General features: G+C 69.9%; 17 protein-coding genes. 5 read left to right on the top strand and 12 right to left on the bottom strand.

Translation table 11 applies throughout. The annotated features are described in order from the left end of the window. Positions 1-20: 20 nt before the first annotated feature. From F8M74_RS07050 to F8M74_RS07035, 4 genes are all read right to left on the bottom strand, one after another. On the bottom strand, positions 21-6,434 hold the full coding sequence (locus tag F8M74_RS07050) for a hypothetical protein (RefSeq protein WP_228560847.1): 6,414 nt from the start codon (positions 6,432-6,434) through the stop codon (positions 21-23). A 147-nt stretch (positions 6,435-6,581) separates the two neighbouring features. Then, positions 6,582-7,973, bottom strand: a complete 1,392-nt coding sequence (locus tag F8M74_RS07045; RefSeq protein ID WP_163884347.1) for a peptidase MA family metallohydrolase — start codon at positions 7,971-7,973, stop codon at positions 6,582-6,584. Positions 7,974-8,032: 59 nt separating this feature from the next. After that, entirely contained in the window at positions 8,033-9,250 is a 1,218-nt protein-coding gene (gene ilvA / locus F8M74_RS07040; RefSeq protein ID WP_141254092.1) for a threonine ammonia-lyase, read from the bottom strand. A gap of 114 nt (positions 9,251-9,364) precedes the next feature. Then, positions 9,365-10,594, bottom strand: coding sequence for a Glu/Leu/Phe/Val dehydrogenase (locus F8M74_RS07035; protein ID WP_140856778.1), 1,230 nt, complete (start codon positions 10,592-10,594; stop codon positions 9,365-9,367). Positions 10,595-10,665: 71 nt separating this feature from the next. On the opposite strand from F8M74_RS07035, the gene F8M74_RS07030 reads away from it, so the two are divergent. Beyond that, positions 10,666-11,178 carry a helix-turn-helix domain-containing protein gene (locus F8M74_RS07030; RefSeq protein ID WP_141254091.1) on the top strand — a complete coding sequence of 171 codons (513 nt, stop codon included), beginning with the start codon at positions 10,666-10,668 and terminating at the stop codon, positions 11,176-11,178. 4 nt (positions 11,179-11,182) lie between these two features. On the opposite strand, the gene F8M74_RS07025 is transcribed toward F8M74_RS07030, so the two are convergent. Then, a complete protein-coding gene (locus tag F8M74_RS07025) occupies positions 11,183-13,612 on the bottom strand; it encodes a DEAD/DEAH box helicase (RefSeq protein WP_141254090.1) in 2,430 nt (809 codons plus the stop codon). Between the two features lie 68 nt (positions 13,613-13,680). Between F8M74_RS07025 and F8M74_RS07020 the strand changes: the two genes are divergently transcribed. Next, positions 13,681-14,787: an RNA polymerase sigma factor RpoD/SigA gene (locus F8M74_RS07020; protein ID WP_141254089.1), complete on the top strand. Its 1,107-nt coding sequence runs from the start codon at positions 13,681-13,683 to the stop codon at positions 14,785-14,787. Positions 14,788-14,877: 90 nt separating this feature from the next. Next, a complete protein-coding gene (locus F8M74_RS07015) occupies positions 14,878-15,429 on the top strand; it encodes a hypothetical protein (RefSeq protein ID WP_141254088.1) in 552 nt (183 codons plus the stop codon). A 21-nt stretch (positions 15,430-15,450) separates the two neighbouring features. On the opposite strand, the gene F8M74_RS07010 is transcribed toward F8M74_RS07015, so the two are convergent. The 4 genes from F8M74_RS07010 to F8M74_RS06995 form a co-directional block, all read right to left on the bottom strand. Further along, entirely contained in the window at positions 15,451-17,019 is a 1,569-nt protein-coding gene (locus F8M74_RS07010; protein ID WP_141254087.1) for a beta-ketoacyl synthase N-terminal-like domain-containing protein, read from the bottom strand. A 19-nt stretch (positions 17,020-17,038) separates the two neighbouring features. Beyond that, positions 17,039-18,472 carry a hypothetical protein gene (locus F8M74_RS07005; RefSeq protein ID WP_141254086.1) on the bottom strand — a complete coding sequence of 478 codons (1,434 nt, stop codon included), beginning with the start codon at positions 18,470-18,472 and terminating at the stop codon, positions 17,039-17,041. A gap of 80 nt (positions 18,473-18,552) precedes the next feature. Further along, a complete protein-coding gene (locus tag F8M74_RS07000; RefSeq protein WP_011555817.1) occupies positions 18,553-19,257 on the bottom strand; it encodes a hypothetical protein in 705 nt (234 codons plus the stop codon). A gap of 32 nt (positions 19,258-19,289) precedes the next feature. Next, positions 19,290-19,553 (bottom strand): molecular chaperone DnaJ, encoded by a 264-nt coding sequence (locus F8M74_RS06995; RefSeq protein ID WP_141254085.1) that lies wholly within the window; start codon positions 19,551-19,553, stop codon positions 19,290-19,292. A gap of 57 nt (positions 19,554-19,610) precedes the next feature. On the opposite strand from F8M74_RS06995, the gene F8M74_RS06990 reads away from it, so the two are divergent. Both F8M74_RS06990 and F8M74_RS06985 read left to right on the top strand, forming a co-directional pair. Further along, positions 19,611-20,369, top strand: coding sequence for a DUF4159 domain-containing protein (locus F8M74_RS06990; protein WP_141254084.1), 759 nt, complete (start codon positions 19,611-19,613; stop codon positions 20,367-20,369). 27 nt (positions 20,370-20,396) lie between these two features. Then, positions 20,397-22,676, top strand: a complete 2,280-nt coding sequence (locus F8M74_RS06985) for a glutamine amidotransferase (RefSeq protein ID WP_141254083.1) — start codon at positions 20,397-20,399, stop codon at positions 22,674-22,676. Positions 22,677-22,731: 55 nt separating this feature from the next. On the opposite strand, the gene F8M74_RS06980 is transcribed toward F8M74_RS06985, so the two are convergent. The 3 genes from F8M74_RS06980 to F8M74_RS06970 form a co-directional block, all read right to left on the bottom strand. Beyond that, positions 22,732-23,286: a superoxide dismutase family protein gene (locus F8M74_RS06980; RefSeq protein ID WP_141254082.1), complete on the bottom strand. Its 555-nt coding sequence runs from the start codon at positions 23,284-23,286 to the stop codon at positions 22,732-22,734. A gap of 115 nt (positions 23,287-23,401) precedes the next feature. Beyond that, entirely contained in the window at positions 23,402-24,970 is a 1,569-nt protein-coding gene (locus tag F8M74_RS06975) for a class I SAM-dependent DNA methyltransferase (RefSeq protein WP_171410216.1), read from the bottom strand. Between the two features lie 347 nt (positions 24,971-25,317). Further along, a complete protein-coding gene (locus F8M74_RS06970) occupies positions 25,318-26,031 on the bottom strand; it encodes an MBL fold metallo-hydrolase (protein WP_141254080.1) in 714 nt (237 codons plus the stop codon). Between the last annotated feature and the right edge of the window lie 100 nt (positions 26,032-26,131).

Below are 26,131 nucleotides of genomic sequence, written 5' to 3'. Positions count from 1 at the left end.
TTCTTCGGGGACGCGCCCGCTCAGCCCTCGGCCACCGCCTGCACGCTGGAGCGGTAGATGAAGATGCGCGCGGTGTTGGTGCGCTGGTCGGCGGGGATGACGAAGAAGCCCGGCGTGCTGCCCTGGAAGTCCTGGGAGAAGCCCGCGACCTGACGTCCGTCGTTGAAGGTGACCCGGATCTTCTGTCCCTCCACCTGCGGCTGACGCGCACCGGCGGCGAGCATGAAGAAGATGGCCTTCACGCGCTTGCCCGGAATCTGCTCGGCGGCGAAGCCGCTCTGCTGCTCGAGGGAGATGACCTCGTCGAGCAGGTCCGCGTCGCGGATGGTGCCGCGCTTCACCTGGCCTTCGACGGTGTGGATGATGACGCGGTGCTCGCCTTCCACGAAGGAGGTGAGGGCCGTGCCTCCGACGATGGCGGTGTCATCGAAGAGCGGCTCACGCTCCACGGCGACGTGGTTGGCGGGCGCGGCCGGCATGACGACGGCGGTGCGCTGCGCCTGCGCGGCGGTGGCCAGTGAGGCCGCCTGGGCGAAGTGCGCGGGCGCCGACGCGACGACGGGGATGGCGGCCATGGGGGCGGGCGGCGGCACCACGGCTTCTTCCTCGACGTCGATTTCGGAGACCTCCTGCTCGAGATCCATCGAGACTTCCTCTTCCTCGATGGGCGTGGCCTCGGTGAAGTCCTGCGCCTGAGCGCCGAAGGGGCTGTCCGTGCTGGCGGCGGCCCACTGCGACGTCACAGGGGCGCTGTCCAGGATGGGCTCCGCCTCCCACGCGGACGCCGCTTCGATGGGCTCGGCCTCCTCCATGACGGGCTCCACGTCCACGGAGGCGTCATTCCACTCCGCGGAGGCAGGCGTGGCCGTGTCCGCGAGGGAGACCTCTTCAGCGGGCGCTTCGTTCCAGTTCGCCGTCTGCTCCGAGGACCACTCGGTGGTGGCGGAGGCGTCCCAGGTCGCGCTGGTGTCGTGGCTGGTCGCGGACCATCCCGAGGCCGCGGGGGCGTTGTCCGCGGGCGTGTCCCACTGCGAGGCGGCAGGCGCGCTCGTTGAGGTCCATTCGGTGGCCGGAGCGGCTTCCTCGATGGGGTCGGCCCACTCGGCCTGGACTTCCTCGGTGGCGGGCGTGGACCACTCCGCGTGGGGGGCTTCCGTGGGCGTTGCCCACTCCTGCTGAGTGCCCTCCGCCGGAGCGGCGGCCCACTCTGCCTGGACTTCTTCTGCCTCGGGGGCGGCCCACTCTGCCTGCGCGCCTTCGGTGGGGGCAGCCCAGGCGGGCTGGGCGGCTTCGGTCGCAGGCGAGGCCCACTCAGGCTGGGCAGCGGTTTCGGTGGCAGGCGTGGCCCACTCGGACTGGGCTTCCTCGGTGGCGGGCGAAGCCCATTCCGACGCCGGTGCGGCGGTTTCGGTGGCAGGCGTGGCCCACTCAGCCTGGACTTCCTCCGTTGCGGGCGAAGCCCACTCCGATGCTGGTGCAGCGCCTTCCTCGGGCGTCGCCCACTCGGCCTGGACTTCCTCGGTCGCAGGCGAAGCCCACTCCGACGACGGCGCAGCGCCTTCCGCGGGCGTTACCCACTCGGCTTGAACTTCATCGGCAGCGGGATTCGCCCACTCGCCTTGCGCCTCTTCCGTCGCAGGCGAAGCCCATTCCGACGGGGCGGCGGCATCGGCAGCGGGAGTGGCCCACTCGCCCTGAACCTCTTCAGCCGCAGGCGAAGCCCACTCCGACGGGGCGGCGGCATCGGCAGCGGGAGTGGCCCACTCGCCCTGAACCTCTTCAGCCGCAGGCGAAGCCCACTCCGACGATGCGGCGGCCTCGGTCGCGGACGTAGCCCACTCGGACTGGGCTCCCTCGGTCGCAGGCGAAGCCCACTCCGACGATGCGGCGGCCTCGGTCGCGGGCGTAGCCCACTCGGACTGGGCTCCCTCGGTCGCAGGCGAAGCCCACTCCGGCGATGCGGCGGCCTCGGCCGCAGGCGTAGCCCACTCGGCCTGGACTTCCTCGGTCGCAGGCGAAGCCCACTCCGGCGATGCGGCGGCTTCGGCCGCAGGCGTAGCCCACTCGGCCTGGACTTCCTCGGTCGCAGGCGAAGCCCACTCGGGCTGAGCACCTTCGCCGGGCACGGCTTCGGTCGCAGGCGTGGCCCACTCGGGCTGCCCGGCGTTTTCGGTAGCGGGAGCGGCCCAGTCGGTTGGCGCTGCTTCAGCCGCAGGCGTCGTGGCCCACTCGTGCTGCGCGGCGGTTTCGGTCGCAGGCGCAGTCCATTCGGTCTGAACTTCCTCGGCGGTCGCCCACCCGTTTTCCGAAGAGGCAGTCCATTCCGACTGAGCCGTGTCGGCGCCCGGCGTCGTCCAACCTGCCTGGGCATCCGTAGTGGCGTCAGCGGTTTCTGGCGCAGCCCATTCGGCCTGGGCCTCCGTCGCCGCAGGTTCAGCCGTCAGAGCGGCTCCATCTTGCTGGGCGGGGTCGGCCCACTCGGCTTGCACTTCCACCGGCGCTGCGTCGGGCGTAGGGGCCGACCCATCGGCCTGAGCCTCAGTGGGCGCGGCCTCGGAAGACTCGGCCCACTCGGCCTGGACTTCCACGGGCGCTGCTTCAGTCGGCGCCGTGTTCCAGCCCTCGCTCGGGGACGCTTCAGTCGTGGCCCACTGGGCCTGGCCGTCCTCGGCGATCGGCTCAGCCCACTCCGCTTGGATTTCGACGGGCGCGGCCTCGGTGGAGGACGAAGCCCAGTCGGCTTGGGTCGCCTCGGGCGTGTTCGCAGCCCATTCCGTCTGCTCGCTGCCGAGGGCGGCTTGCGCGGCGGTCTCGGTCCACTGCGCCTGCGCCTCGGTGGGCGCCTGCTCCGCGGTGGTGGCCCACTCGGGTTGTGCTTCAGGGGCTGCCGCGTCTTCGGCCGCAACCCATTCGGGCTGGAGCTCGGTGGTGGAGTCGGCCCACTCGGCCTGAGGCTCCGGCGCTGCTCCGGTGGGGGATTGCGTCCACTCGGCCTGGCCAGCCTCGGAGGTGGTGCCTGCATCGGAAGCCGCCCACGCCGCGTGGCTCGTGGCAGGCGCCGATTGCTCGGAGGTCGTCCACTCGGAAGCGGTGACAGGCTCCGCCCACTCCGCCTGGAGTTCGACGGTTTCCGAAACAGGATCCTCCCAGCCTGCATACGCATCGCTGGAAGCGGCCTGCTCACCGGAAGTGGCCCATTCCGTCTGAGCCGCTTCCGCAGCGGGCTGCTCGGAAGTGGAAGCCCATTCAGGCTGCAGCTCGATGGCGCCCGCGTCACCCTCCGCCATCGCCACACTGCGCTCATCGGTCGGCGCGAAGTGTCCGTGGGCCAGGAACTCGTTCGCCGCCGCGAGAGGCACGGCCTCTTCGGGGTTCCCGCTCAGGTCGAACATCTCCTCGGCGGAAGGCGTGCGCGCGGACGAATGCGGCGGAACTCCCACCACCTCGATCGTTTCCGCGTGGAGGTCCGGACCCACCTGGACCGGCCGGAGCTCGAGCGATGGGACATCCGACGACGCGAAGGGCGCAGCTTCCGGCGGGATGTCCACTTCCGAAGCGGTGGCCTCCGTACCGACTTCGATAACCTCGAGCGTGGGCTGCTCGCTCCCGGCGTCAGCGGCCTGGAACGATGCCTCGTCCCCGGCGTGTCCGGGCGCGGACTCGACATCGATGACATCGAGCGAGGGCTCGTCGGACGACACCTCGGCCGCGTTGAGCTCCAGCGTCGGGACGCTTCCCTGCTGCGCGGGAGACTCTTCGCTCACCTCCGAGCCATCGAGGGCGATTTCAGCCGACTGCGGCTCGGCGACGTCGGAGGCCTCCAGGGAAATCTCCGCGGCCGGATCATTCGGGGCGGACTCGGCGACGTCGGACGCATCGAGAGCGATTTCGGGCTCGCTCATCTCGGGAGCAGTCTCGATGGCATCCAATTCGCTGACGTCGGAGGCCGCATGCGCCGTTGTGGCAAGCTCCTCGGCCGCGTCCGTGCTGCCCCATTCGCTGGATGCGAGCGCCGTGTCGAAGGTGGCTTCGGCAGCGGTCGTCACCGAGTCCAACTCCATCGTGGCCGCATCACTGACATCGGCGGTGTCGAGCGCCACTTCCGGATACGCCTCGGCAGTGGCCGACTCGCTCGCCTCGGACGTCGCGAAAGCGTGCTCGCTCACAGCCGTGTCGCTGACCTCTGCGGCGTCGAGCACCGCTTCGGTGTACGGCTCGCCAGCGGCGGTTGCATCGCCTTCGCTGAAGGCAGTCTCGGCGAAGGGCTCGAACGAGGCTGCTGCGCTGTCGTAGGGGGAGGCCTCGGCGACGACTTCGCTGCTGGCATCCGCAGCCGCCAGCTCCGGCTCGGGAGCAGACGTTTCGATGACATCCGAAGCCGAGAGCGCCAACTCGGGAGCGGCTGCGGTCGTATCACTTGCCTCGGAGGCAGTCAGCGCCGCCTCGGGATAAGCCTCCGCCGTCGCGAACTCCGTCGCGGGGTAAGCCTCCTCCGTCGCGAACTCCGTCGTGGGATAGGCCTCCGCCGTCGCGAAGTCTGCCGCGGGGTAGGCTTCCGCCGTCGCGGCATCGCTGGCGTCAGACGCCAGGAGGGTCGTCTCGGGATAGGTCTCCGCCACGGCGACATCGGAAGGGTCGAGCGCGATTTCGGCGGGCGAGGTGTCGGCGCCCGTCTCGGTCCCGGCAGACGCGTCGAACGCCATCTCCGAGGCGTGCTCAACCGCCGCATCGCTCACGTCGGCTGCATCGAGCGCAATCTCGGTGGGCTCGGCTTCGGCCGAAGCCTCATCCGCGGTGTCGAGTGCAATCTCGGCGGGCTGTGCCTCGTACGTATCGCCCGCGCTGTCCGCGATGAAATCCGTCGCGCTGTGGTCGGCCGTCGCAATGGCATCAGCCGTCACGTCGGTCGTCGCACCCGCGTCCCACGCATCCGTCGTATCCGCGGAGTCCGCAGCCGACGCTTCGACCATGTCGGAGGCATCGAGCGCGATTTCGGAATTCGCAGCCTGCGAGGCCGCCTCCGGCTCCGCCATGGCGGCAACGTCGATGATGTCGCCCGCATCGGCGACGTCCACGTGCGCAGTCTCGACGGCGAGCGGCGCGGAGGCCCACGCATCATCGATGGGGGCGGGAGACTGCTCGTGGGCCAGGACAGGCTCGCTGTCGGCGGTGCCGTCCAGCAACTCGACCTCGGAGGAGGGGACCTCCACTTCCATCGAGGCCAGGGCATCGTCCGTGGGCGCCATCGGCGCATCCGGTGCCGACTCGACCTCCATCGACAGGTCGGCGAACGACGCCTCCAGGGAGGTCTCGGGTTCGGCGCTGGCGGCCACCGCCGGGGTGTCCGACCCCACTTCGGAGAAGTCATCCTCCGCAACGCTCAGGGCTTCCGGCTGCGCCTCCTCGGACACAGGCTGCGCATCCTGCTGGAGGTCCGCGGTGACGTCCGCGAACGACGCAGACGGGTCATCCGCCGCGGCCGGTTCCTCGCCGGCGGACATCGCATCGATGTCGGATTCCTGCTCAGCGCTCAGTGCATTCTGAGCCTGTCCACCGGCGCCCGGCGTCATCCACGGCGCGGGCTCGCTCAGCGCGGGAATGTCGATGTCGTCCGAAAGGCTGAGGTTGTCCGGCTCGACCGCCGGCTGGTGTGCGGGAGCGGTGGGGTAGGACTGCTGATGCACGGACTCCGCGGCATATGCCTGCGGATCCGCCTGCCACGCTTCGGCCGTGCCCTGGGCGTAGCCCGCATTCGGGTCATGCGCCTGCTGCGCGTAAGCCTGCGCATTCGGGTCATACGCCTGCGCGTTCGGGTCGTAGCCTTGCTGCGCATAGGCCTGAGCGTTCGGATCGTAGCCTTGCTGTGCGTAGGCCTGAGCGTTCGGGTCGTAACCCTGCTGCGCGTAAGCCTGCGCGTTCGGGTCGTAGCCCTGCTGTGCGTAGGCCTGAGCGTTCGGGTCGTAGCCCTGCTGTGCGTAGGCCTGAGCGTTCGGATCGTAGCCTTGCTGTGCGTAGGCCTGAGCGTTCGGGTCATACGCCTGAGCGTTCGGATCGTAGCCCTGCTGCGCGTAGGCCTGCGCGTTCGGATCATACCCCTGGTTCGGGTCGTAGCCGGCGGGGTAGGGGTACCACTGGCCATCGGCGGCGTAGTAGCCCTGGGGTTGCTGCTCGTAGCCGGCGGGGTAGGGGTACCACTGGCCGTCGGCGGCGTAGTAGCCCTGGGGCTGCTGCTCGTAGCCAGCGGGGTAGGGGTACCACTGGCCGTCAGCGGCGTAGTAGCCCTGGGGCGCGGCCTGCTGCTGCCAGGCGGCGGCGTCCGCGGCTGGCGCGTCATCCACGCCCAGCTGTGCGCGCAGCTCGTTCCAGCGAGCCTCCTCCACCGGAGACAGGCTTCCCAGCTTCCGCTTCTCGTCGAGAAAGCGGAATTCTCTCATCGCTGCGCGCGTGTCCGACATCCGTCACCTTGCTGCGGACAGCGTACAGCCGAGCTTCTGTCGCAGCGTAAATAGAGGGGGCTGCGAGTCTAGGGGACTCCCGGGGACGGGTAAACCAATTGGCCCGTGCCCGGCTGGCAGCCTCCCCTACTGGAGAGCGGCCCGGACATCCTCGTCGAGGCTCGCCCGCGTCTTGCCGTAGTGCTCCGACAGGGCCTCGTCGATGGGTCTTCCCTGTCCCACCTCGCGGACCATCGTGAGGAACCGGCCCGTGCCGCCCCGCTTCACCAGCTCGCGGACCGCCACGGCGGAGGTGGCATAGGCGACCGTCGGGTTCCTCTGCATGATGAGGGACGCGCCCTCCATCTGCGCCAGCTTGGGCAGGGAGTTCGCCTTGGCGGCCTGGGCCATGTAGTTCCGGACCGACCGCTCGGGGTCCTCGCCTCCCAGGTAGCGCCACTCGACGTACTCGGCCAGACCCTCGTTGAGCCAGACGGGGAGGTTGTTGCCGTAGCCGTCGCAGAAGTCATCCAGCGCGGCGTGGACGTACTCGTGGACCAGGGTGGCCTTGGTCTGCTGGGTGAGCTCCGCGGCGTCGTTGATGCGGATGGCGTTGTCGGAATAGAGCCCGGCGACCGCTCGCGCCTTCGCCGCGCCGAAGTGCGTCTGGAACTCCGCGAGTGTGTACAGGATGATGTCCACCGGCGCCTGTCGCACCTCGCCCAGCATGCTGCGGGTGAAGTCGTAGGCCTCGTCCAGCGCGGCGACAATTCGTCCCTCGTACTCCGCGCGCTGGCCGAAGTCGCGCTGGTTGTTGAAGTACTTGATGACGAAGCGGCTGTTGGAGCGCGTCCGCATGCCGTCCGCGCCGGTGCCCGACTCGTAGTTGAGGCTGGCCGAGCGCGTGGAGCCCCGCCCCTGGCCGGCCACCGCGGGCTGGGTTTCGACCATGACGGTGGGCCGCCCGCTCGTGGCGCCATTCATCCGCAGCTCCAGGCGCTCCGCCTCCCGCCGCGCGGCGGTCTCCTCCGTCGTCTTGGCGCGGGCCTGCACGAGCAGCCGCTTCGCTTCCGCGGCCTCCTTCGACTTCGCCGGCACCTTCTCCAGCGCCGCCACGGCGCCCGCCGCGTCCTGTTCCTCCATCAGCAGCCGCCCCAGCTCCAGGCCGAAGGCGCCGTCTTTGGGGTACTGGGCCAGCCCCTTGCGCAGGGCGGCTTCCGCGGTGGCCCGCTGGTCCGTCTTCCGCGCGGCCCGGGCCAGGCACCGCAGCGCGCCCGCGGACTCCTCGTAGACGGTGGCTCGCTCGCCCAGTGAGTACGCCATCACCGGGTCCTCGTCCGTCAGCGCCTCGCAGCCCTTCTGGAGCGCCGTGGCGACGGTGCCCCGCTGCGGGGCGGGCACGTCCGACGCCTCTCCGGCCGAGAAGGCCAGGTAGAGCTCCTCCCAGGCGCGGCTGGCGGCGAGCGACTTCGCCTTCTGTCCGGGAGAAGAAGGGGCGGCGGTCAGTAGCAGGGCGGAGAGCAGGGCGGCGGGGCTCATGCCCTGAGTATCGCCGGACACGGGCGCACGGGCGCAAGGCCCTGCCCCCGGACGGGGTGTTACTTGCGGGCCACCTGCCAGCCCAGCCGGTGGAGCGCGCGCTCCAGCTCCTCGATGTGCGCGGGCCCGGTGGTTTCCAGCGTCACCTCCACCATTGCCTCCCCCAGGCCCGCCTTGGAGAAGGCGCGCTCGTGGTGGATCTCCACGACATTGGCGCGCAGGTCCGCCACCTGCGTGGTGAGCTTCGCCAGCATTCCGGGCCGGTCCGGCAGCCGGACCTCCAACTGCACCAGACGACCGGCCTTCACCAGACCGCGCTCGATGATGCGGCTGATGACGTTCATGTCGATGTTGCCTCCGCTCAAGATGATGGCGGTGCGCCGGCCCCTCGCGGCGGCAACGTCACCGCTGAGCAGCGCCGCCAGGCCCACCGCGCCGGCGCCCTCCACCACGCTCTTCTCCTGCTCCAGGAGGGTGAGGATGGCGGCGGCGATCTCCTCCTCGTCCACGGCCACCACCTCGTCCACGTACTTCTGCACCATGGGGAAGGTGAGGTCGCCCACGCGCTTGACGGCGATGCCGTCCGCGATGGTGGTGCCCGCGGCGGCCAGCAGCACGCGCTCGCCCGCCTCCACCGACGCCTTCATGCTGGCGATGGTCTCCGCCTGCACGCCCACCACGCGGATGTCGGGCCGCGTCTCCTTCAGCGCGCACGCGATGCCGGAGATGAGCCCGCCGCCGCCAATGGGGACGAGCACCACCTCCAGGTCGGGGCACTGCTCCAGCAGCTCCAGTCCGATGGTGCCCTGGCCGGCGATGACGTGCGCGTCATTGAAGGGGTGGATGAAGACGCGGTCCTCCGCCTTCTGGATGCGCAGCGCCTCCGCGTAGGCCTCGTCGTAGTTGGTGCCCTTGAGCACCACGCGCGCGCCGTAGTCATCCCGCGTGCGCGACACCTTGATGAGCGGGGTGCGCTCCGGCATGACGATGGTGGCGCTCACGCCCAGCCGACGCGCGTGGTACGCGACGCCCTGCGCATGGTTGCCGGCCGACGCGGCGATGACGCCCCGGCGCCGCTCGTCCTCGGACAGCGTCAGCAGCTTGTTGAGGGCGCCGCGCTCCTTGAAGGCCCCGGTGCGCTGGAGGTTCTCCAGCTTGAAGAACACCGCGGCGCACTCCGTCCGCTCCGTGAAGTAGTCCGACTGCGGGCACGGCGTGGGGCGGATGGCCGAGCGAAGGCGCTCGCGCGCGGCCTGGATGTCCTCGAGGGTGACCATGGGCGCGCCTCTATCGGATGCGAGCCCCGGGCGGAAGCGACACGAAGAAGGAGCGTGCTCCGCCGGCTGTCTGCCGCGCCGCGCTACGTCCAGCGCGCGACACGGCGGGCCGCGTCAGATGCCGCGCAGCACGGTGGCCTTGCCCACCCGGCCAATCGCCAGGATGTACGCGGCCGTCCGCATGGAGACCTTCCGGGAGCGCGCCACCTGCGCCACGCGCTCGTAGGCCTCCTTCATGGACTTCTCCAGCTCCGCGTTGACGCGGTCCTCCTCCCACGACAGGTGCTGGAGGTTCTGCACCCACTCGAAGTAGCTCACCGTCACGCCGCCGGCGCTGGCGAGCACGTCCGGCACCACGAAGATGCCGCGCTTCTCGAAGATTTCGTCGGCCTCCGGCTGGGTGGGGCCGTTGGCGCCTTCGATGATGAGCTTGGCGCGCACCGCGTGGGCATTCTCCCGGGTGAGCACGTGGCCCAGCGCCGCGGGGATGAGGACCTCACAGTCCGCGCCCAGCACGTCATCGTTGCTGCACGAAGCACCACCGCTGAAGCCCGCCACCGTGCCGGTGCGCTTCACGTGCTCGAAGAGGGACGGGATGTCCAGGCCCTGCGGGTTGCGCACGCCGCCCAGCGCGTCCGCCACCGCCACCACCACGCCGCCGTCCTCCCAGAGGAGCTGCGCGGTGTGGCCGCCCACGTTGCCGAAGCCCTGGAGCGCGAAGCGCGTGCCCTTCACGGGCAGGCCCAAATCACGCAGGATTTCACGCGCCACGTAGAGCAGCCCGCGGCCGGTGGCGGCCTCGCGGCCCTTGGAGCCGTAGAGCTCCAGCGGCTTGCCCGTCACCACCGCGGGAGAGTGGCCGTGGTAGCGCGAATACTGGTCCATGATCCACGCCATCACCTGGGGGTTGGTGTTGACGTCGGGGGCGGGGATGTCGCGCGTGGGGCCGATGACGTCCTGTACCTGGTCCACGAACTTCCGGGTGAGGCGCTCCAGCTCCTTGATGCTCAGCTGGGACGGGTCGCAGGCGATGCCGCCCTTGGCGCCGCCGTAGGGGACATTCACCACGGCCGTCTTCCACGTCATCAACGAGGCGAGCGACGCGCACTCGTCCTGGTCCAGCAACGGGTGGTAGCGCAGGCCGCCCTTCATGGGGCCGCGGCTGTTGTCGTGTTGAATCCGGTACCCAAGGAAGGTGCGAATCTCCCCGGAGTCCATCTCGATGGAGACCTGGACCTTCACCTCGCGCAGGGGCGTGGCGAGCAGCGTTTCGATGGGGGTGCCTACGTCCATGATCCGCGCGGCTTTGCGGAAGTAGTAGTTGGTACCCTCGACGGCGCTCATGTGTCGGCAAGCTCCTGGATGGCGGCGCGCGAGACCTTAACAGAAGGGGTGCGCTACCATAGGAAACTGCCATGCCGCCCGAACCGCCGGACGCCTCCACCGTGAGTGGGCACCTCCAGGGACTGGCCCGGCGCATCCGGGCGCTGCGGGAGCGGCGGGGGCTCACCCAGGAGGACTTCGCCGCCCGCTGCGGCATCTCCGTGTCCTTCGCGTCCCTGCTGGAGCGGGGCGAGCGCAGCCCCAGCTACGAGACGCTGCTCCAGGTGGCCGCCGCGCTCCAGCTCCCACTGTGGGAACTCTTGCGGCTGGAGGACACGCAGGACGCGGGTGTCCACCGGCTGGAGGCCTTCGTCCGGGGGCGCGGCCTGGCTCGCGTGGACGTGGACCGGTTGCTGTCGGTGGCGGAGGTGATGTTCAACGAGCCCACGCGGGCAACGGAGGACATCCAGGCCGTCCGGCCGGAGCCCGCCCGCTGCGGCGAGCCCGGCTGTGAGAAGCCGGTGCTCGCCCGGGGCCTGTGCGCCGCCCATTACCACCGCGAGCGGCGCAGGAAGGCCGCCAGCCCAGGGACTGGCGGCACCTGAGGGATTACTTCCGCTTGGCCTGCTCCACCTTGAGCGTGCGCTCGCCGTGGGGCTTGCCGTGCGTGGCTTCGAAGGCCGCCACGTCCTCGTCGGCGACGAAGACATACGCGTAGGTGGGGCGCAGGTCCGTGCGCAGCACCTTGCCGGCCGGAGCGCCCGCGGCCTCCAGCGCGGCGGCGACGCCCGCCTCGTCCAGCCCGTCCTGCTTGCCCAGGCCCACCCACAGGCGCGTCTGCCCAGGAACCTCCGGCAGGGCCTCCGTGCGGGGACGGCGCTCCGTGCGTGCGCCACGCGGACGGTGCCGCTCCACCTTCAGCGCCTTCTCGCCGTGGGGCTTGCCGTTGACGGCCTCGAAGCCGGGCGCGTCCTCCTCGGCCACGTAGGCGTAGCCGTAGGTGGGGCGCAGCAGGGTGCGCAGCACCTTGCCGGCCGGAGCACCCGCGGCCTCCAGCGCGGCGGGCAGCTTCGCCTCGTCCATGCCGTCGTCCATGCCCAGGTTGATCCACAGCTTCGCCTCGCCGGGGCCCGCGTCCGGGGACGGGGGCGGGCGGGGCGTGGCGTCACGCTCCGTGCGCGGCTTGCTCTTCTCCACGCGCAGCGTCTTGGTGCCGTGCTGCTTGCCGTTGATGGTCTCGAAGGCGGCGGCGTCCTCCTCCGCCACGAAGACATAGGCGAAGGTGGGGCGCAGCTCGGCGCGCACGACCTTGCCCACCGGGGCGCCCGCGTCTTCCAGCGCCGTGGCGATGCTACCCGGCCCCAGGCCATCCGCGGTCCCCAGGTTCACCCACAGCTTGGCCTCGCCCGGACCGGCCTCCAGCGCCGCCGCGCCGCGGCCACTCTCACCGCCGCGCTCGCGCCGCGTGTCGTCACGGCGGGGCCGGCGCTCACGCTCGCGCTCGGAGGACTCGCCACGCTTCTCGCGCCGGTCGTCGCGCTCACGGTCGCGGCGCTCACTGCCCCGCTCCTTCCGCTCGCCGCGCTCGCGCCGGCCGCCCTCGCGGCTCTCGAACTTGCGCTCTTGCGGAGGCTCACGCCCTTCCGCCGCCATCGCCGCGGCGGCCTTCTCCATGCGCAGGTGGCTGAAGAAGTACTTCAGCAGGAAGGCGATGAGGTCGTCGGCGTCCGCGCGGGGCTTGAGCTGCGCGGCCAGCGGCAGGAAGCCCTCGAAGACGGAGCCGCCCGCGGCCTCCTGGATTTCGCGCACGTGGCGCTCCGTCCACAGGCGCATGGCCTCTTCCGGGGCCGGCATCTCGCGCTTGTCGAACTTGATGCCGTACTTCTTCTCCAGCGCGGTGTACGTGGCCAGCTCGCGCCCGGAGAAGAGGTTGATGGCGGTGCCTTTGTTGCCGATGCGGCCGGTGCGGCCCACGCGGTGCAGGTACACCGCCGGGTCCTCCGGCAGCGAGTAGTTGATGACGTACTCCAGGCCGGAGATGTCGATGCCGCGCGCCGCGATGTCCGTGGCGACCATGAAGGCCACTTCGCCGCGCTTCACCTTGCCCATGACCCGCTCGCGCTCCTTCTGCGGCAGGTCGCCATTGAGCAGCTCCGCGTCGAAGCCGTTGCGGTTGAGCACCGCCGTCACCAGCGCCGTGTCATCCCGCGTGTTGCAGAAGATGATGGCGTTCTGCGGCTCTTCCTTCTCCAGCACGTAGATGAGGTTGCGCGGCTTGGGGAAGGCGTCCGACACGTCGTAGCGGATGTGGTGGATGTGCTCCACCGTGAAGACGTCGCCCGACAGCAGCAGCGTCTCCGCGTTCGTCGTGTAGCGCGCGATGAGGTTCTGGATGTCCGTGGGGACGGTGGCGCTGAAGAGCAGCACCTGGCGCGTCTTGGGAAGGCGGTCGAGGATGCGCGTGACTTCCTCGTAGAAGCCCTGGTTCAGCATCTCATCCGCTTCATCCAGGACGGCGTGGTCGCACGCGTCGAGCTTCAGGTTGCCGCGGTTGATGTGGTCGAACACGCGTCCCGGCGTGCCGACGATGATGGGGGTGCCTTCCTCCAGCGCGTCCTCCTGCTGCTTCATGGAGGCGCCGCCGTAGATGGCCGCGATTTTCAGGCCCTTGTGCTTGGCGAGCATCTTCAGCTCGTCCGCCACCTGGAGGGCCAGCTCGCGAGTGGGGCAGAGGATGAGCGCTCGGACGCGGCGTTCATCGGCGGGAATCTTCTCGAGCAGGGGCAGGCCGAACGCGGCCGTCTTACCGGTGCCCGTCTTGCTGCGAACGATGAGGTCTTTTCCCTCCATGGCGGGCCGGAAGGCGCGGGCCTGGACAGGGGTGGGGTTGGTATAACCGCGCTCCGCCAGGGCGAGGCGGATGGGTTCTGACAGGTTCATGTCGTCGAAGCCGATGTCCGCGATGTACTCGGCGGGACGCGTCGGGGCTTCGTCAGGCGCCGGACTCCCCGGCACGTTTGGCTCTTGGATGTCGCTCATCAGGCATGGGCATAGCCCCTGCATTACCCTGTGGCAACAATCGCGGCACTTTGCTGTATGGAGCCCCCATGGCGAATGGGAGGAAAAGAACCAAAGGTACGTCCCCCCGACCCCGCGTGAAACGGCCGGCCTCGCCTGGGGCTGGCGACGTCGTGGACGCCGAGGTGGAGGGGGCGGAAGTCGAGGCTCAATCGGACCCGGATTCCCTGGAGCCGGATGCGGCGGAGCTGGCGGAGGTCGAACCGGAGGCCGAGCTGGACACCCCCGTTGTGCCCCCTCGGGCGCTCGTCCGCTCGGCGGAGACGGGACTCACGCCCAGGGACCCCCTCCAGGCCTACATGGCCGAGGTGCAGCGCCATCCGCTCCTGACGCGGGAGGAAGAGCTCCAACTGGCCCGGCACTACAAGGAATCCGGGGATGTGAACGCCGCCTACCGGCTGGTGGCGTCCAACCTGCGCCTGGTCGTCAAGCTGGCCCATGAGTACCACCGCAACCCGTTGTCCCTGCTGGACCTGGTCCAGGAGGGCAACATCGGGCTGATGCAGGCGGTGAAGAAGTACGACCCCGAGCGCGGCGTGAAGCTGAGCAGCTACGCCGCCTGGTGGATCCGCGCGTACATCCTCCGCTACATCATGGACAACTGGAAGATGGTGAAGCTGGGGACCACCGAGGCCCAGCGGAAGCTCTTCTTCAAGCTGCGCCAGGAGCAGGAGAAGCTCATCGCCCAGGGCTTCGAGGCCAGCCCCAAGCTGCTCGCCGAGCGATTGAACGTCACCGAGCAGGACGTGGTGGAGATGGATCAGCGGCTGGGGCACGACGAGATGTCCATCGACGCGCCCCTGGGGAACGATGACGACTCGCGGACCACCCGGGCGGACCGCTACCTGCCGTCCAACTCAATGCCTGCGGACGAGCGCCTGGGCGCCGAGCAGCTCAAGGCCCTCTTCCGGGAGAAGCTGTCCCAGTTCGCCCGGACGCTGGAGGGCAAGGAGCGCTTCATCTTCGAAAGCCGCCTCGTCTCCGACGAGCCCCTGACGCTCCAGGACATCGGCGACAAGTACGGCGTCAGCCGGGAGCGGGCCCGGCAAATCGAGGCGGCCCTCATCAACCGGATGCGTGAGTTCATGCGTGAGCACATCCCGGACTTCGACCTGGTGGCCAGTCCCAAGGCCTGACGGCGGGGGAGGGGCGAGGCATCCGGCCGGGCACTGGCGATATGCTGGGGGCGCCCGGCCGTTCTCCTCGCACCTTCAGGGGACCCCCTCATGCACCGCTCCACCCGCCTCGCGGGAGTGTGTCTCGTCGTCGCCGCGTTGCTGGCGCTCATGGGGTGTTCCAGCTCCCTGCGCAAGAACTACGTGCGCGACAAGGCGGCCAACCACGTCTACCGCCAGGAGTTGGCGCAGCTGTGGCCCCACGTCCAGGAGGTGCTGCGGGGCCACGGCTACTCGTGGAAGGAGATGCCGGGCCGCTACGTCCTGGAGACGGAGTGGCTGGACTCCGGCGGCGGCAGCCTGGGCCCGGGCACGGCGTCCCGCTTCCTGGTGCAAGGCATCGTGCTCACCAGCGGCGGCACGGCCCTGCGGGTGATGCGCGGAGACCGCATCACCCAGTCCATTGGCGTCGGTTACGTGGACAAGGAAATCAAGACGGACGAGGACTACGCCCAGGCCGTCAACAACAGTCAGGCCAGCGGCGTCCTGCCCACCCGGCAGAACTACTTCCGGGACCTGGAAATCGAGCTGGAGATTCTCCGCCGCAGTGACCCGGAGGCGGCCGCGCGCTTCGACGCGGACGCGCTGGCCGCACACCCCTGAGTCCCGCGGTGGACCCCGCCCCTACTTCGACCAGGGGCGGGAGATGACGCAGGCGTTGATTCCGCCCACGCCCATGGACAGCTTGCCCGCGCAGCCCGCGGGCGCTTCGACGGCTTCGTCGAAGACGAAGCGGCCGTGGACGCGGGAAATCTGCTTGTTGAGCTCCGCTTCCTTCAGCGGCGTGGGGAACACCTTGCCCTGGCCGTAGCCCAGGTACTGCGCCGTCAGCTCCCAGCCGCCGCCGGCGGACATGCCGTGGCCGAAGGTGCCCTTGCGCGCCGTAATCAGCACCTGCTCGGGCAGCACGTCGCGCAGGTTCTGGACCTCCAGGTAGTCACCCGGGGTGGCGGTGGCGTGCAAGTCCCAGCTGCCCACGTCCTCCGGGGCGCAGCCGGCCGCGGCCAGGGCCTCGCGGATGGCCAGCGTGGGGCCTTCCTTGGACGGGGTGATGATGTGGTCGGCGTCCGCGGTGACGCCCACCGCGATGGGCTCCATGCCCAGCGGCTTGAAGCCCTTGGCTGTGAAGTGCTCCAAGTCACCCAGCACCCACACCACCGAGCCGCCCGCGATGTGCGTACCGCGCAGCGCGGTGAGGGGCTTGGAGATGGCGGCGTCCGCGGAGATGACGCGGGCGTTGTAGAAGCCGCCCACCGTGAGCGGCATCGGCGGCGGGTCCGTCATGCCCATGACGACGGCCTTCGCCTGCCCCAATTGAATCGCGTTGATGGCCAGCCGCAGGCCGTAGCCGAACGACGAGCACGCGGCCACCGGGGCGAACGTCATGCCGGTGATGCGGCCCATCATCGAAATCTGCGAGGCCGGCGTGTTGTGGATGTTCCACAGCACGTTGGAGGACACGGCGTTCCACGGCGGCTCCGGCGACATCCACTTCTTCTGGAGCCGGGCGTTGCGCGTGCGCTTCTCCTTGATGACGGCCAGCTTGGCGGACTCCACGTCGCCGTCCTCGGGCACGCCAATGGCCTCGATTTCGCGCAGCTCGTCCAGGTACTCGCGCAGCTCCGGCGAGCGGCCCGCCCAGAAGTGCCACCACGCGTCCTCGGCCTCGTCGCGCGTGGCCTCGTCCACCGTGGACGGCTCCGGCGGAAGGCCGGGCAGTGGCTCCTGCATCTCACGCCACTTCCGCAGGGCGCCGTTGCGCTCCGGCGCGGACCAGAAGCGGTCCCACCGGCGCTGCGCGCGGTACAGGTCCAGGGAGATGGAGCGGATGGTGGGCAGGTCGCCCAGGCCGGTGCCCACGTAGACGTGCGCGCGGGGCCCCAGTGCCTGCAGCTCCTGCTCCAGGCCCGGGTTCTGCGCCAGGGACTGGATGAAGGCGCCAATGGCGAACTGGGTCGGCTGACCCATCTTCCGCTCGAGCTGCGAGAAGCGGCTGCCCGGGAAGCGCGCGTCAATCCACGGCTTGTAGTCGGCCAGGTCGAACTCCGGCATGCCGACGAGGAAATTGTCGGGGCCGAAGCCGTTGAAGGGGGACAGCCAGCTTTCGGACGACGAGAGGTTGCGCTCGAACGCCTCGATGTTCCTGGACCGGGGGGCGACGACGCCCCAGCCGAAGATGCCTACTCTGCGCACGTGTGATTGTCCTTCGCCGCTAGGGGGCGAGCGGCTGAATCTTCAAGTTGTCGAAGTGAACCCGGTTCTTCCAACCGGAGAAGCCGAAGTACTGATTGCGTGGGCCCTCCAGCGGGACGGGGTCCTTGAGCGTCAGGTAGGGCTGGCCATCCAGCTCCCACGCCAGGGTGCCGCCGTTGCGGGTAATCTTGATGTGGTGGCGCTTGCCGGGCACCACCGCGGCGCCGTCGCGTACCGCCCGATCATTCGTGTGCTCGTTCTGCCGGGCGATGGCGGACTGGGTGTTGCGCCAGCCACCGAAGATGATGACGTACCCGGTGGCGGTGTACTGCAGCCGCAGGTCGCCCGCGTAGAACGAGCGCCCGTCACCCCACACCTCCACCTTGATGTCGCCCTCCGGGTTGTCCGTCCAGGCGTCGAATTCAATGGTGGCGTTGGTGGGGATGGGCTGCTTCAGCCACACCGGCCGGTTGTGCATCAGCTCCACCACCAGCGCCCCGTCCACCAGCTTCACCGCGCCAGGGTGGGTGGCGTTCCACGCGTCACCCAGCGTGTCGCGGTTGAAGTCGTCCGCGTAGGGGCCGGGGGGCGGCGTGGGCGCGCGCGGCGCCGCCGTGAAGGGCAGCTGGTCTGGCGTGTCCACCCGCAGGTTGTCGTAGAAAATCTGGGACTCGAAGCCGGACAGGCCCAGCCGGTCCTGCCCGGGGCCCTTGAGCGGGAAGGGGTCGTCCAGCTCCAGCATCAGCTCGCCGTCGACGAACCAGCGCAGCAGCGAGCCCCGGCGCTCGATGCGCCAGTGATACGTGCGGCCCGCCTGCACCGGTTGGCCTCGCAGCTCCACCCGGACCTTGGTGTTTTCCTTGAAGAAGCCGCTGGCCTTCAGGTCCACGTTCTCCTTGCCGCCGCGAGCGGCGCGGCGCCGGAGGGCGTCCAGGGAGGGCGCGTTCATGTCGCGCCGGCCGATGACGGACATGGAGTTGTTCCAGCCGCCCTGCACCAGCACGTACCCGGAGGCCGGGTCCACGCCGTTGCCGAAGAGCTCCACCCGGATGTCACCGGCGGGCAGCTCCGAGCGAACGTCGAATTCCACGGCGACGTCATCCGGCAGCGGGGCCTGCAGCCACAGCGGGTTGTTCTTCACGCCGGGGGCGAGCAGCTCGCCCTGCAGCACGCGCCAGTAGCCACCCGTGGAGAAGAAGTCGCGCTCCACCACGCCCGGGTCGGAGAAGTCCTGCGTGTAGGGCAGCTTCGCCGTCACCTCCGCCTGTCCGCGCAGCAGTGCGTAGTGGATGAGCGGGAACTGGATGACGAGGATGAGGCCGACGAGCACGGCCCACCCCTTGCGAGTCAGTCCCGTCGGCTTCACCCACGCGGTGCTCGCGGGAGGCTCCTGCCGGGGAGCGGACTCCGTGGGGGACTCGTGCTGCTTCTCCTGACGCCTGGCCTGACCCATCAATCCTTCCGGGGGGGAAAGGCGGCGGAATGTACGCCCCGGGCAGGGGGACGTAAAGCACGGCCACCAGTCTCTGGGGGCTACTTGACCCCCCACCGTTTTTCGAGCGCATGTTGCTCCGCCTGCCGCACCTTGAGCCGCTCACGCTCCGCGCGAAGCTTGTCCGCCTCCTCGGGAGAGGGCCGGACGGCGAGCTGGTACACCGCGCCGGCCACGGCGAAGAGGCCCGCGGCGATGATGACGCCCCAGGGCTTGCTGGCCACCGCCTGCACCACGCCGCCCACCTGGTGGAGCGCCGCGAGCGCGCCGATGACGAACATCCACGCACCCACCGCGGAGGCCACCATCACGGCCACCGGGCGTTGCAGCATCGCGCCCGCCAGCCCGCCGATGATGAAGCCCGGCGCGAAGCCCAGCAGGAAGTCCTGCTGCCCGGCGATCTGCCCGGCCACCAGGCCCAGCGGCACGCCCACGCCCAGGAAGGTGATGGCCGTGGGGAGCAGGAAGCCCAGCGCCATCAGCACTGCGGCGGCGATGGTGGACATCTTCGCCACGTCCGGCAGGCCCAGCTTCATGACGAGCACGGGCGTCCACAGCAGGCCCAGCACCGCGCCGATGGGGCCCGCGAGCACGCGGAACAGCTTGCCCCCGCCGGCGACGAGCAACGTCACGCCAGCGACACAGCACACGATGCCGGCCCACATGGGCAGCATCCGGTAGACGGCCACCCAGCCGGTCGGATTGAACGTCTGGTAAGCCCCGAGGGCCTGGAGGAGGCCTTCCATGGCAGATTCTCCTTGATGCGGTCCGCCGAAGCTTACGCGTATCGGACGATTGCGAGTACGAGCAGGAGCACGAAGACGGTGGCGGCGAGCAGGGCGAAGCCGTACAGGGCGCGCGGGGTGGCGGTGCGCCGCAGCAACTCCTCCGCCTCCGCGCGGTCCTCGGCGGACGGACTGCCCACGAGGATTCGCTCGGCGTCGCGCCGTGCACCCGCCACGTCGCCCGCGTCCTTCCGGGCCCAGGCGGCATGTGCCTCCGCCGAGCCGGGCGCCGGGGGCGTCTGTCCGCCTTTCGCCATGACTCCGTTCTATACCGGGGAATGCGCATACCCGTCGACGGTATATAGATACGCCCTATGTCCGCGCGGCGTCTGACCCGTCGAAACCTCCTGCTCGGCACCGCCGCGCTCGCCCCACTGATGGCCCGGCGGGCGCATGCCTTCGGTGAGAAGAACCGCTTCATCCCCGCCGTGGCCCGTCACAAGGGCCGCTGGGATACACGGTTGTCCGGGCTGCGCCGCATCGCCTGGGAACTCCAGCGCCGCACCTCCGTGGAAGTCGTGCCGGACGCGCGCCCGTTTCCGCTCAGTTCACCGGACCTCTTCGAATACCCGTTCCTCTACTTCGGCGGCGAGGGGGAGTTCCCCCCGCTGGAGGATGCGGAGGTGGCCAACCTGCGCCGCTACCTGACGTACGGCGGCTTCATGCTCGCGGACGCCAACGACGCCAGCGACGGCGCCGGCTTCGATGCGTCCTTCCGCCGGGAGATGGCGCGGGTGCTGCCGCAGAACCCGCTGGCCGAGGTGCCGTCGAAGCACGTGGTGTTCAAGTCCTTCTTCCTGCTGGACGCGGCGCCCGGGCGGGTGCTCAACAAGCCCCAGTTGATGGGCTGCAACCTGGGGAAGCGCGCCGCGGTGCTGTACTCGCAGAACGACCTGGCCGGGGCATGGAGCCGCAACGAGTCGGGTGACTACGAGTTCGACGTCTCGCCGGGTGGCGAGCCCCAGCGCGAGCTGGCGGTGCGGCTGGGCATCAACGTCTGCATGTATGCCCTCTGCCTGGACTACAAGGACGATGCCGTCCACCTGCCGCTCATCCTCAACAAGCGGCGCTGAAGCACCGGCCCTCCGCCGAAAGCCTGGATGAATTCCCCCACGTTCAACGCCTGGAAGCTCGTCACCCTCTCGCCATTGCCACCGTGGGCGCTGGTCCTGCTCGCCCTGGGGTTGGTGCTGGGCGTGGCGCTGGCCGCCTGGGGCGTGCGCCGGGAGCCCTCGCGCGGGCGCCGGGTCCTGCTCTGGGCCCTGCGTGTCGGCGCCGGCGTGGCCGCGCTCTTCTTCCTGCTGGAGCCCGGCATCCGTCACCTGCAGGTGGCGCGCATGAAGAACCGCGTCGCGGTGCTGGTGGACCGCTCCGCCTCCATGAGCTTCCCCGCGGAGGTGGGCGGACGCTCGCGCTCCGAGGAAGTGGCCGCGTTCCTGGAACGGGCCGCGCCGCGCCTGGCGGAGCTGCAGGACCGCTTCACGGTGGAGCTGTATGGCTTCGACCCGGAGCTGGCGCCGGCGACGCCGGAGACGCTGATGACGCCCGCGCGCGCGGGCACCACGGACCTGCTCTCGGCGGTGCGCGCCGCGGCGGGGGCGGGGCAGGGCTCGCGCAAGCTGTCCGGGGTGCTGCTGTTCAGCGACGGCGCGGACAACACTGAGCTCAAGGCGGGCGTGGTGGGCCGAGCGCGCGCGGCGCTGGCGGACCTGAACGTTCCCGTCTCCACCTTCACCGTGGGGCAGGAGACGCTGAAGGACGTCGCCGTGGAGGGGCTGAAGGTGGATGACTTCGCCTTCGTGCGCAACTCGCTCACCGTGGAGGTGGAGATTCACGGCCGCGGCTTCGCGGGGCAGGACATCCCCGTGGTGCTGAGTCAGGAAGGCAAGACGGTCGCCAGCAAGGTGGTGCGGATGGAGTCCGCGGACGACGTGAAGCCCGTGGCCTTTACCTTCACCCCGGACCAGACGGGGCGCTTCGTCTACACGGTGACGGTGCCCACCTTCCCGGGCGAGGCCGTGGCGGACAACAACACGCGCTCCTTCACGCTGAAGGTGATTCGGGACCGCGTGCGCGTGCTGCTGGTGGTGGGACGGCCCTCCTGGGACGAGCGCTACCTGCGTGGCCTCTTGCGCCAGGACGCCAACGTGGACCTGGTGTCCTTCTACATCCTGCGCACGCTGTCGGACGACCCGGGCGTGGTGAACGACCAGCGCGAGCTGTCCCTCATCCCGTTCCCCATGGAGGAGATTTTCGACACGAAGCTGGACACCTTCGACGTCGTCATCTTCCAGAACTTCGGGCACTCGGACCCGTCGCTCTCCATCGCCGAGTACGAGCGCAACCTGGAGCGCTACGTCCACAACGGCGGCGCCTTCGTGATGATTGGCGGCGACAGTGTGCTGGGCGAAGGCCGCGCCACCATGCCCACGCTGATGGAGGCGCTGCCCGTGGCCGCCGCGGGCCCCGCCAACCTGGACGCCTTCAAGCCGCGCCTGACGCCCGAGGGACTGCGCCACCCGGTGACGGGCATTGGCATGGGCGCCGCCAGCACGGAGGCCGCGTGGGCGGAGCTGCCGCCCATCCCTGGCGCCAACCTGACGCAGGCGCGGCCGGGGGCCACGGTGCTGCTGGACCACCCGCACCTGACGGTGGGCGGCAAGAACGCGCCGCTGGTGGCCGTGTGGGACTACGGCCGGGGCCGCTCGCTGGTGATGGCCACGGACGCCTCCTGGTACTGGGCCTTCGCGGCGCACAAGCACGGCTCGCCCAGCCGCGCGTATGACCGCTTCTGGGGCAATGCGCTGCGGTGGCTGGTGAGGGATCCGGACCTGACGACGCTGAAGGTGACGGCGGACCCGCCGTCGGTGGAGCCGGGCCGGCCCGTGGGCGTGGTGGTGCAGGCGCGGATGGCGGACTACCAGCCTGCGCAGGACGCGCAGGTGCGGGTGGAGCTTTTCTCCGTCGCCACGCAGAAGCCGGTGGCGGTGCAGACGGGCACCACGGGGACGGACGGCGTGGTGAGGCTGGAGTTCGAGCCCCCCGCGCCCGGGCCCTACAAGCTGCTGGCCTCCGCGAAGAAGGGCGAGACAGACCTGGGCAAGGGCGAGGACGCGGTGGCCGTGCGCGCCGTGGGGCCCGAGCTGTCGGACGCGTCCGTGCGGCCGGAGTTGATGGCGCAGATTGCGAAGGAGACGGGCGGCAAGTCGTACAAGCTGCCGCAGGACGGGCTCCCGGATGTGCCGCTGCTGGACCCGCCGGTGGTGGAGGTGGGCCGCGCCAGGGACCAGCCGCTGTGGGACCGTTGGTACTACCTGGTGGCGCTCATCGCGCTGCTGGGCGCGGAGTGGTTCGCCCGCCGGCGCTTCGGCTACGTGTGACAGCGGCCTCTCCCGGTGCGAGGGAGAGGCCCGGTTGCTTCCCGCGTGGGGCGGACTACGTCTTCTCCACCACGCCGCAGGCGATGCGGCCGCCCGCGTCGCCCGCCGGGTCGGTGTGGTAGTCGTCCTCCTTGGCGTGCACCACCACCGCGGAGCCGTCCTTGTCGAACAGCGACTTCAGGGTGAGACCGTTCTGCGAAAAGATGTCGAACTGCACCGTGCCGTCCTGCGCCACGTAGAGGTTGGGCAGGTCGCCTTGGTGCTTGCCATTGGGCGCCAGCAGGCCGTGGGCCTTCTTGCTGGGGTTGAAGTGGCCGCCAGCCGTGGTGAAGGCGGGCCCCTCGCACTTGCCCACCTCGTGGATGTGGAAGGCGTGCTCGCCCGGCGGCAGGTTGCTCAGCTTGCCCTTGATGAGGACGCCTTGCTTGGTCTGCTCGAGGGTGATTTCGCCCACGTCCTTGCCCTCGGAGTCCTTCACCTGGGCCTTGGCCATCTGGCCCTTGGGCAGCGTCTTCTTGGCCGCCGGCGGCGGCGTGACCGCGGCCTCCTGCGCCAGGGCGGGGAGGGCGGCGGTCAGTGCGGCGGCGGTGAGCAGGGCTCGAATCTTCATGAGTGTGTCTTCCTCCTGGGCTCGTGCGTTACGGAGCGAAGGAGGACACTAGCGGTTGCTCATGCCCGCCGCTGGGGAAAGCAAGCGGGCACCCGGTCCATCTGCCCTGTAGCGCTCATTCCTCCGTGAGGGGCACGGGCACCACGCGAGAGGCGCCGAAGGCGGGCGCCCAGATGCCTTGGACTTCCGGCCCGTTGAGGAAGCGGACCAGGGCCTGGAAGGCGGGCAGGGGGCCGCCCAGGCGTTCGGCCCACGCCAGGCCCTGGGGAGAGAGGTTGGGCACCAGCGGACCCAGTTCGTCCCGTGTCTTCACGGACCGGGTGAGGCCCAGGCCCTCGTCGCGCAGGCGCTGCGGCACATAGAGCGGGGCGAAGCGCGCGTGGCGGTGGTCATGCACGCAGCCTTCGTCCTCCAGCAGCGCGGCCGACAGGGGGAGTTCGCGCACGTTGAAGAGCAGCTTCACCGCGCCCAGGTGCGGGTCATAGGGGCCGCGCAGCCGGTGGTCACCGCGGGGGACGAGCCGCCGGTCCAGGTAGCAGTAGGCGCGGGCCTCGGGCGGCACGCTGCCGCGGTGGCGCGCGCCGCCGTAGCGATAGAAGGGCCGCACGTAGCTGGCGTCCACCTCCAGCGGTGGCCCGGCCTTCAATGCGCGCAGCTTGGGCAGCAACTCTTCGGGCAGGCCGTGGACCTTCGCGAACTCGGGCAGGGCTTCTTCGGGCGTGGCCGCGAAGTCCTTCACGCGGGTGAGGAGCCGCTCCGGGTCCGCGTCCACCAGCAGCTCGTCGAAGCGTGTCTTCACGCCGGGGAGGCTGACGGGGACCAGCCGCGTCAGGGGCTCCCCGCTCTGTCGCCAGCGGGCATCCAGGGCGGAGGCCTCGGGCGCGGTGGGTGCGAGCCGCCACTCGGGAGGCTCGGGGGTGAAGTGTTGTCCGATGCCGCGCCGCTCGAAGCGCGGGGCGGGGTGAGGGCCAGGGAGGGAGCTCCACACGGTGATGCAGGTCCGCACCTGGGTGCCCGCGAAGGCGCCGGGGCCCAGGTCCACCACCTCGCGCAGGGAGAGTGTCTCCAGCAGCGACTGGCGCAGCGGCGCGTACATGAAGGCGTCGAGGAAGCTCGCGGGGATGATGAAGGCGAGCGCGCCGGGACGGGTGGCCAGCCGGTGCGCGGCCACCAGGAGGAAGAAGGCGAAGTCGTCTCGCAGGCTGGTGCCAGGCATCAGTGCCAGTGGGAGCAGGGCGCGCAGCCGCGCATAGGTGCCCGGGTCCTTCAGCACGGAGGAGGTGCCGTTGTAGGGCGGGTTGCCCACCCACAGCTCCTGGTGGTCCGGCGGAGTGGTGGCGAGCAGGGGCTCCAGTCCGTCTCGCAGCGCGTCTCCCGCGCGCACGGTGGCCTCGGGCACGCGGGCCTGGCAGAGGCGGGCGACCTCGGGGTCCAACTCGAGGCCACAGAGCCGGACGCCGGGCCGCAGCCGCGAAGCGGCGGTGAGGAAGGCGCCCGCGCCGCACGAGGGGTCGACGACCGTGAGGGGGCCTCCGCCCACGTGCTGGAGCGCGAGCGCGAGGGTGCGTTCCGCCAGCGGTGCCGGCGTGAAGAAAGCACCCACGGCCTTACGGTCCAGGCTGGGGAATTGAAGGACGAGCTTCTCCTCATCCACTTCCAGCGACCTATGCGCGGTGCGAGGCATGGAACCGCATCCTACCCAGCGTGGTGCGGAGTGAACGCCGGGGGCCTGCTTTCTGGCGGGTGTTTCATCGAGTTGTGCGCTTGGCATCAACAGACCTGCCCTGGAGTCGCAGGAGTATGTGATGTCTGGGTGGGGCTCGTTGCCGTGTTGTTACAGGTTGGCCCAGGAACGTGGCGGGTGCGCCAAGATTCCCGGAGGCTCGCGAGTCGATGTCGTGGCGTGTTTGCGTGGGCTCCGGGGCGGATGGGCAGCTTGCTGTTCGGAAATGTCGGGGGTTTTCCCGCCACGAATGTCCCGACATTTCCGAACAGCAAGCCTTGAGCCGGTGCCGCCCCCCCCCCTGTACCTCAATGTGTGAGGCCGTCTTGCGCGCTGACCGGTGCCGTCAGTCCACAAGCGCGGTTGGCGGGAACCGCCACGTCGATGAGCTTGGGCTTCGGCAGGCCCAGGTTGTTCATGAGCTGGATGAAGTCGTCGCGGCTCCGGCCGGCCACGCGCGGGTTGTGTCGCTTCTCCTCGCCGATGGTCGTCACCGTCAGCCCTTTGTAGTCATGGGCCGGGTACACGAGCGTCTCATCGGGAAGCGCGAACAGCACCCGGGTGATGGAGTCATACAAGGTGCCGGCGTTCCCATTCTGGAAGTCTGTCCTGCCATTGCCACGGATGAGCAGGGCATCCCCGGTGAAGACACGGTCTCCCAACAGGTAGCTCACGCTGTCATCCGTGTGGCCCGGCGTCGCGAGCACCTGGAGCGTGAAGGTCCCGGCGCGCAGCGTGTCGCCATGCTTCACGTGGATGTCAGCGCACGGTGCCCCGGCGGTGCCGCCCACCACCTTGGCGCTCGTGCGAGCCCGGAGCAGGCCGGACGCAGTGACATGGTCCGCGTGCACATGCGTGTCGAGCACATGGGTGAGGGAGAGGCCAAGCTCCCGCAGCAGCGTGAGGTCCCGGTCGAGCTTCTCCGCGACGGGGTCGATGAGGAGTGCCGTTCCTCGTTCCTCGTCCCCAATCAGATAGGTGTACGTCGACGACGTCGTGTCGAAGAGCTGGCGGAAGAGCATGGTTGCCTCCAGGGCATCGAGAGCCAGGGCTCCGTCGATAAACTTCACCCTGTGAGGGGCATTGGCTGGAAGCGGACGTCCGTTCCGCCTCCGTCCCGTC

It is taken from the genome of Myxococcus sp. CA023 (genome assembly GCF_010998615.1).
In the GTDB taxonomy this organism is placed as follows: Bacteria; Myxococcota; Myxococcia; order Myxococcales; family Myxococcaceae; genus Myxococcus.
The sequence above is the reverse complement of the archived record's forward strand: the minus strand, read 5'-3'. Positions and strand labels throughout refer to the sequence as shown.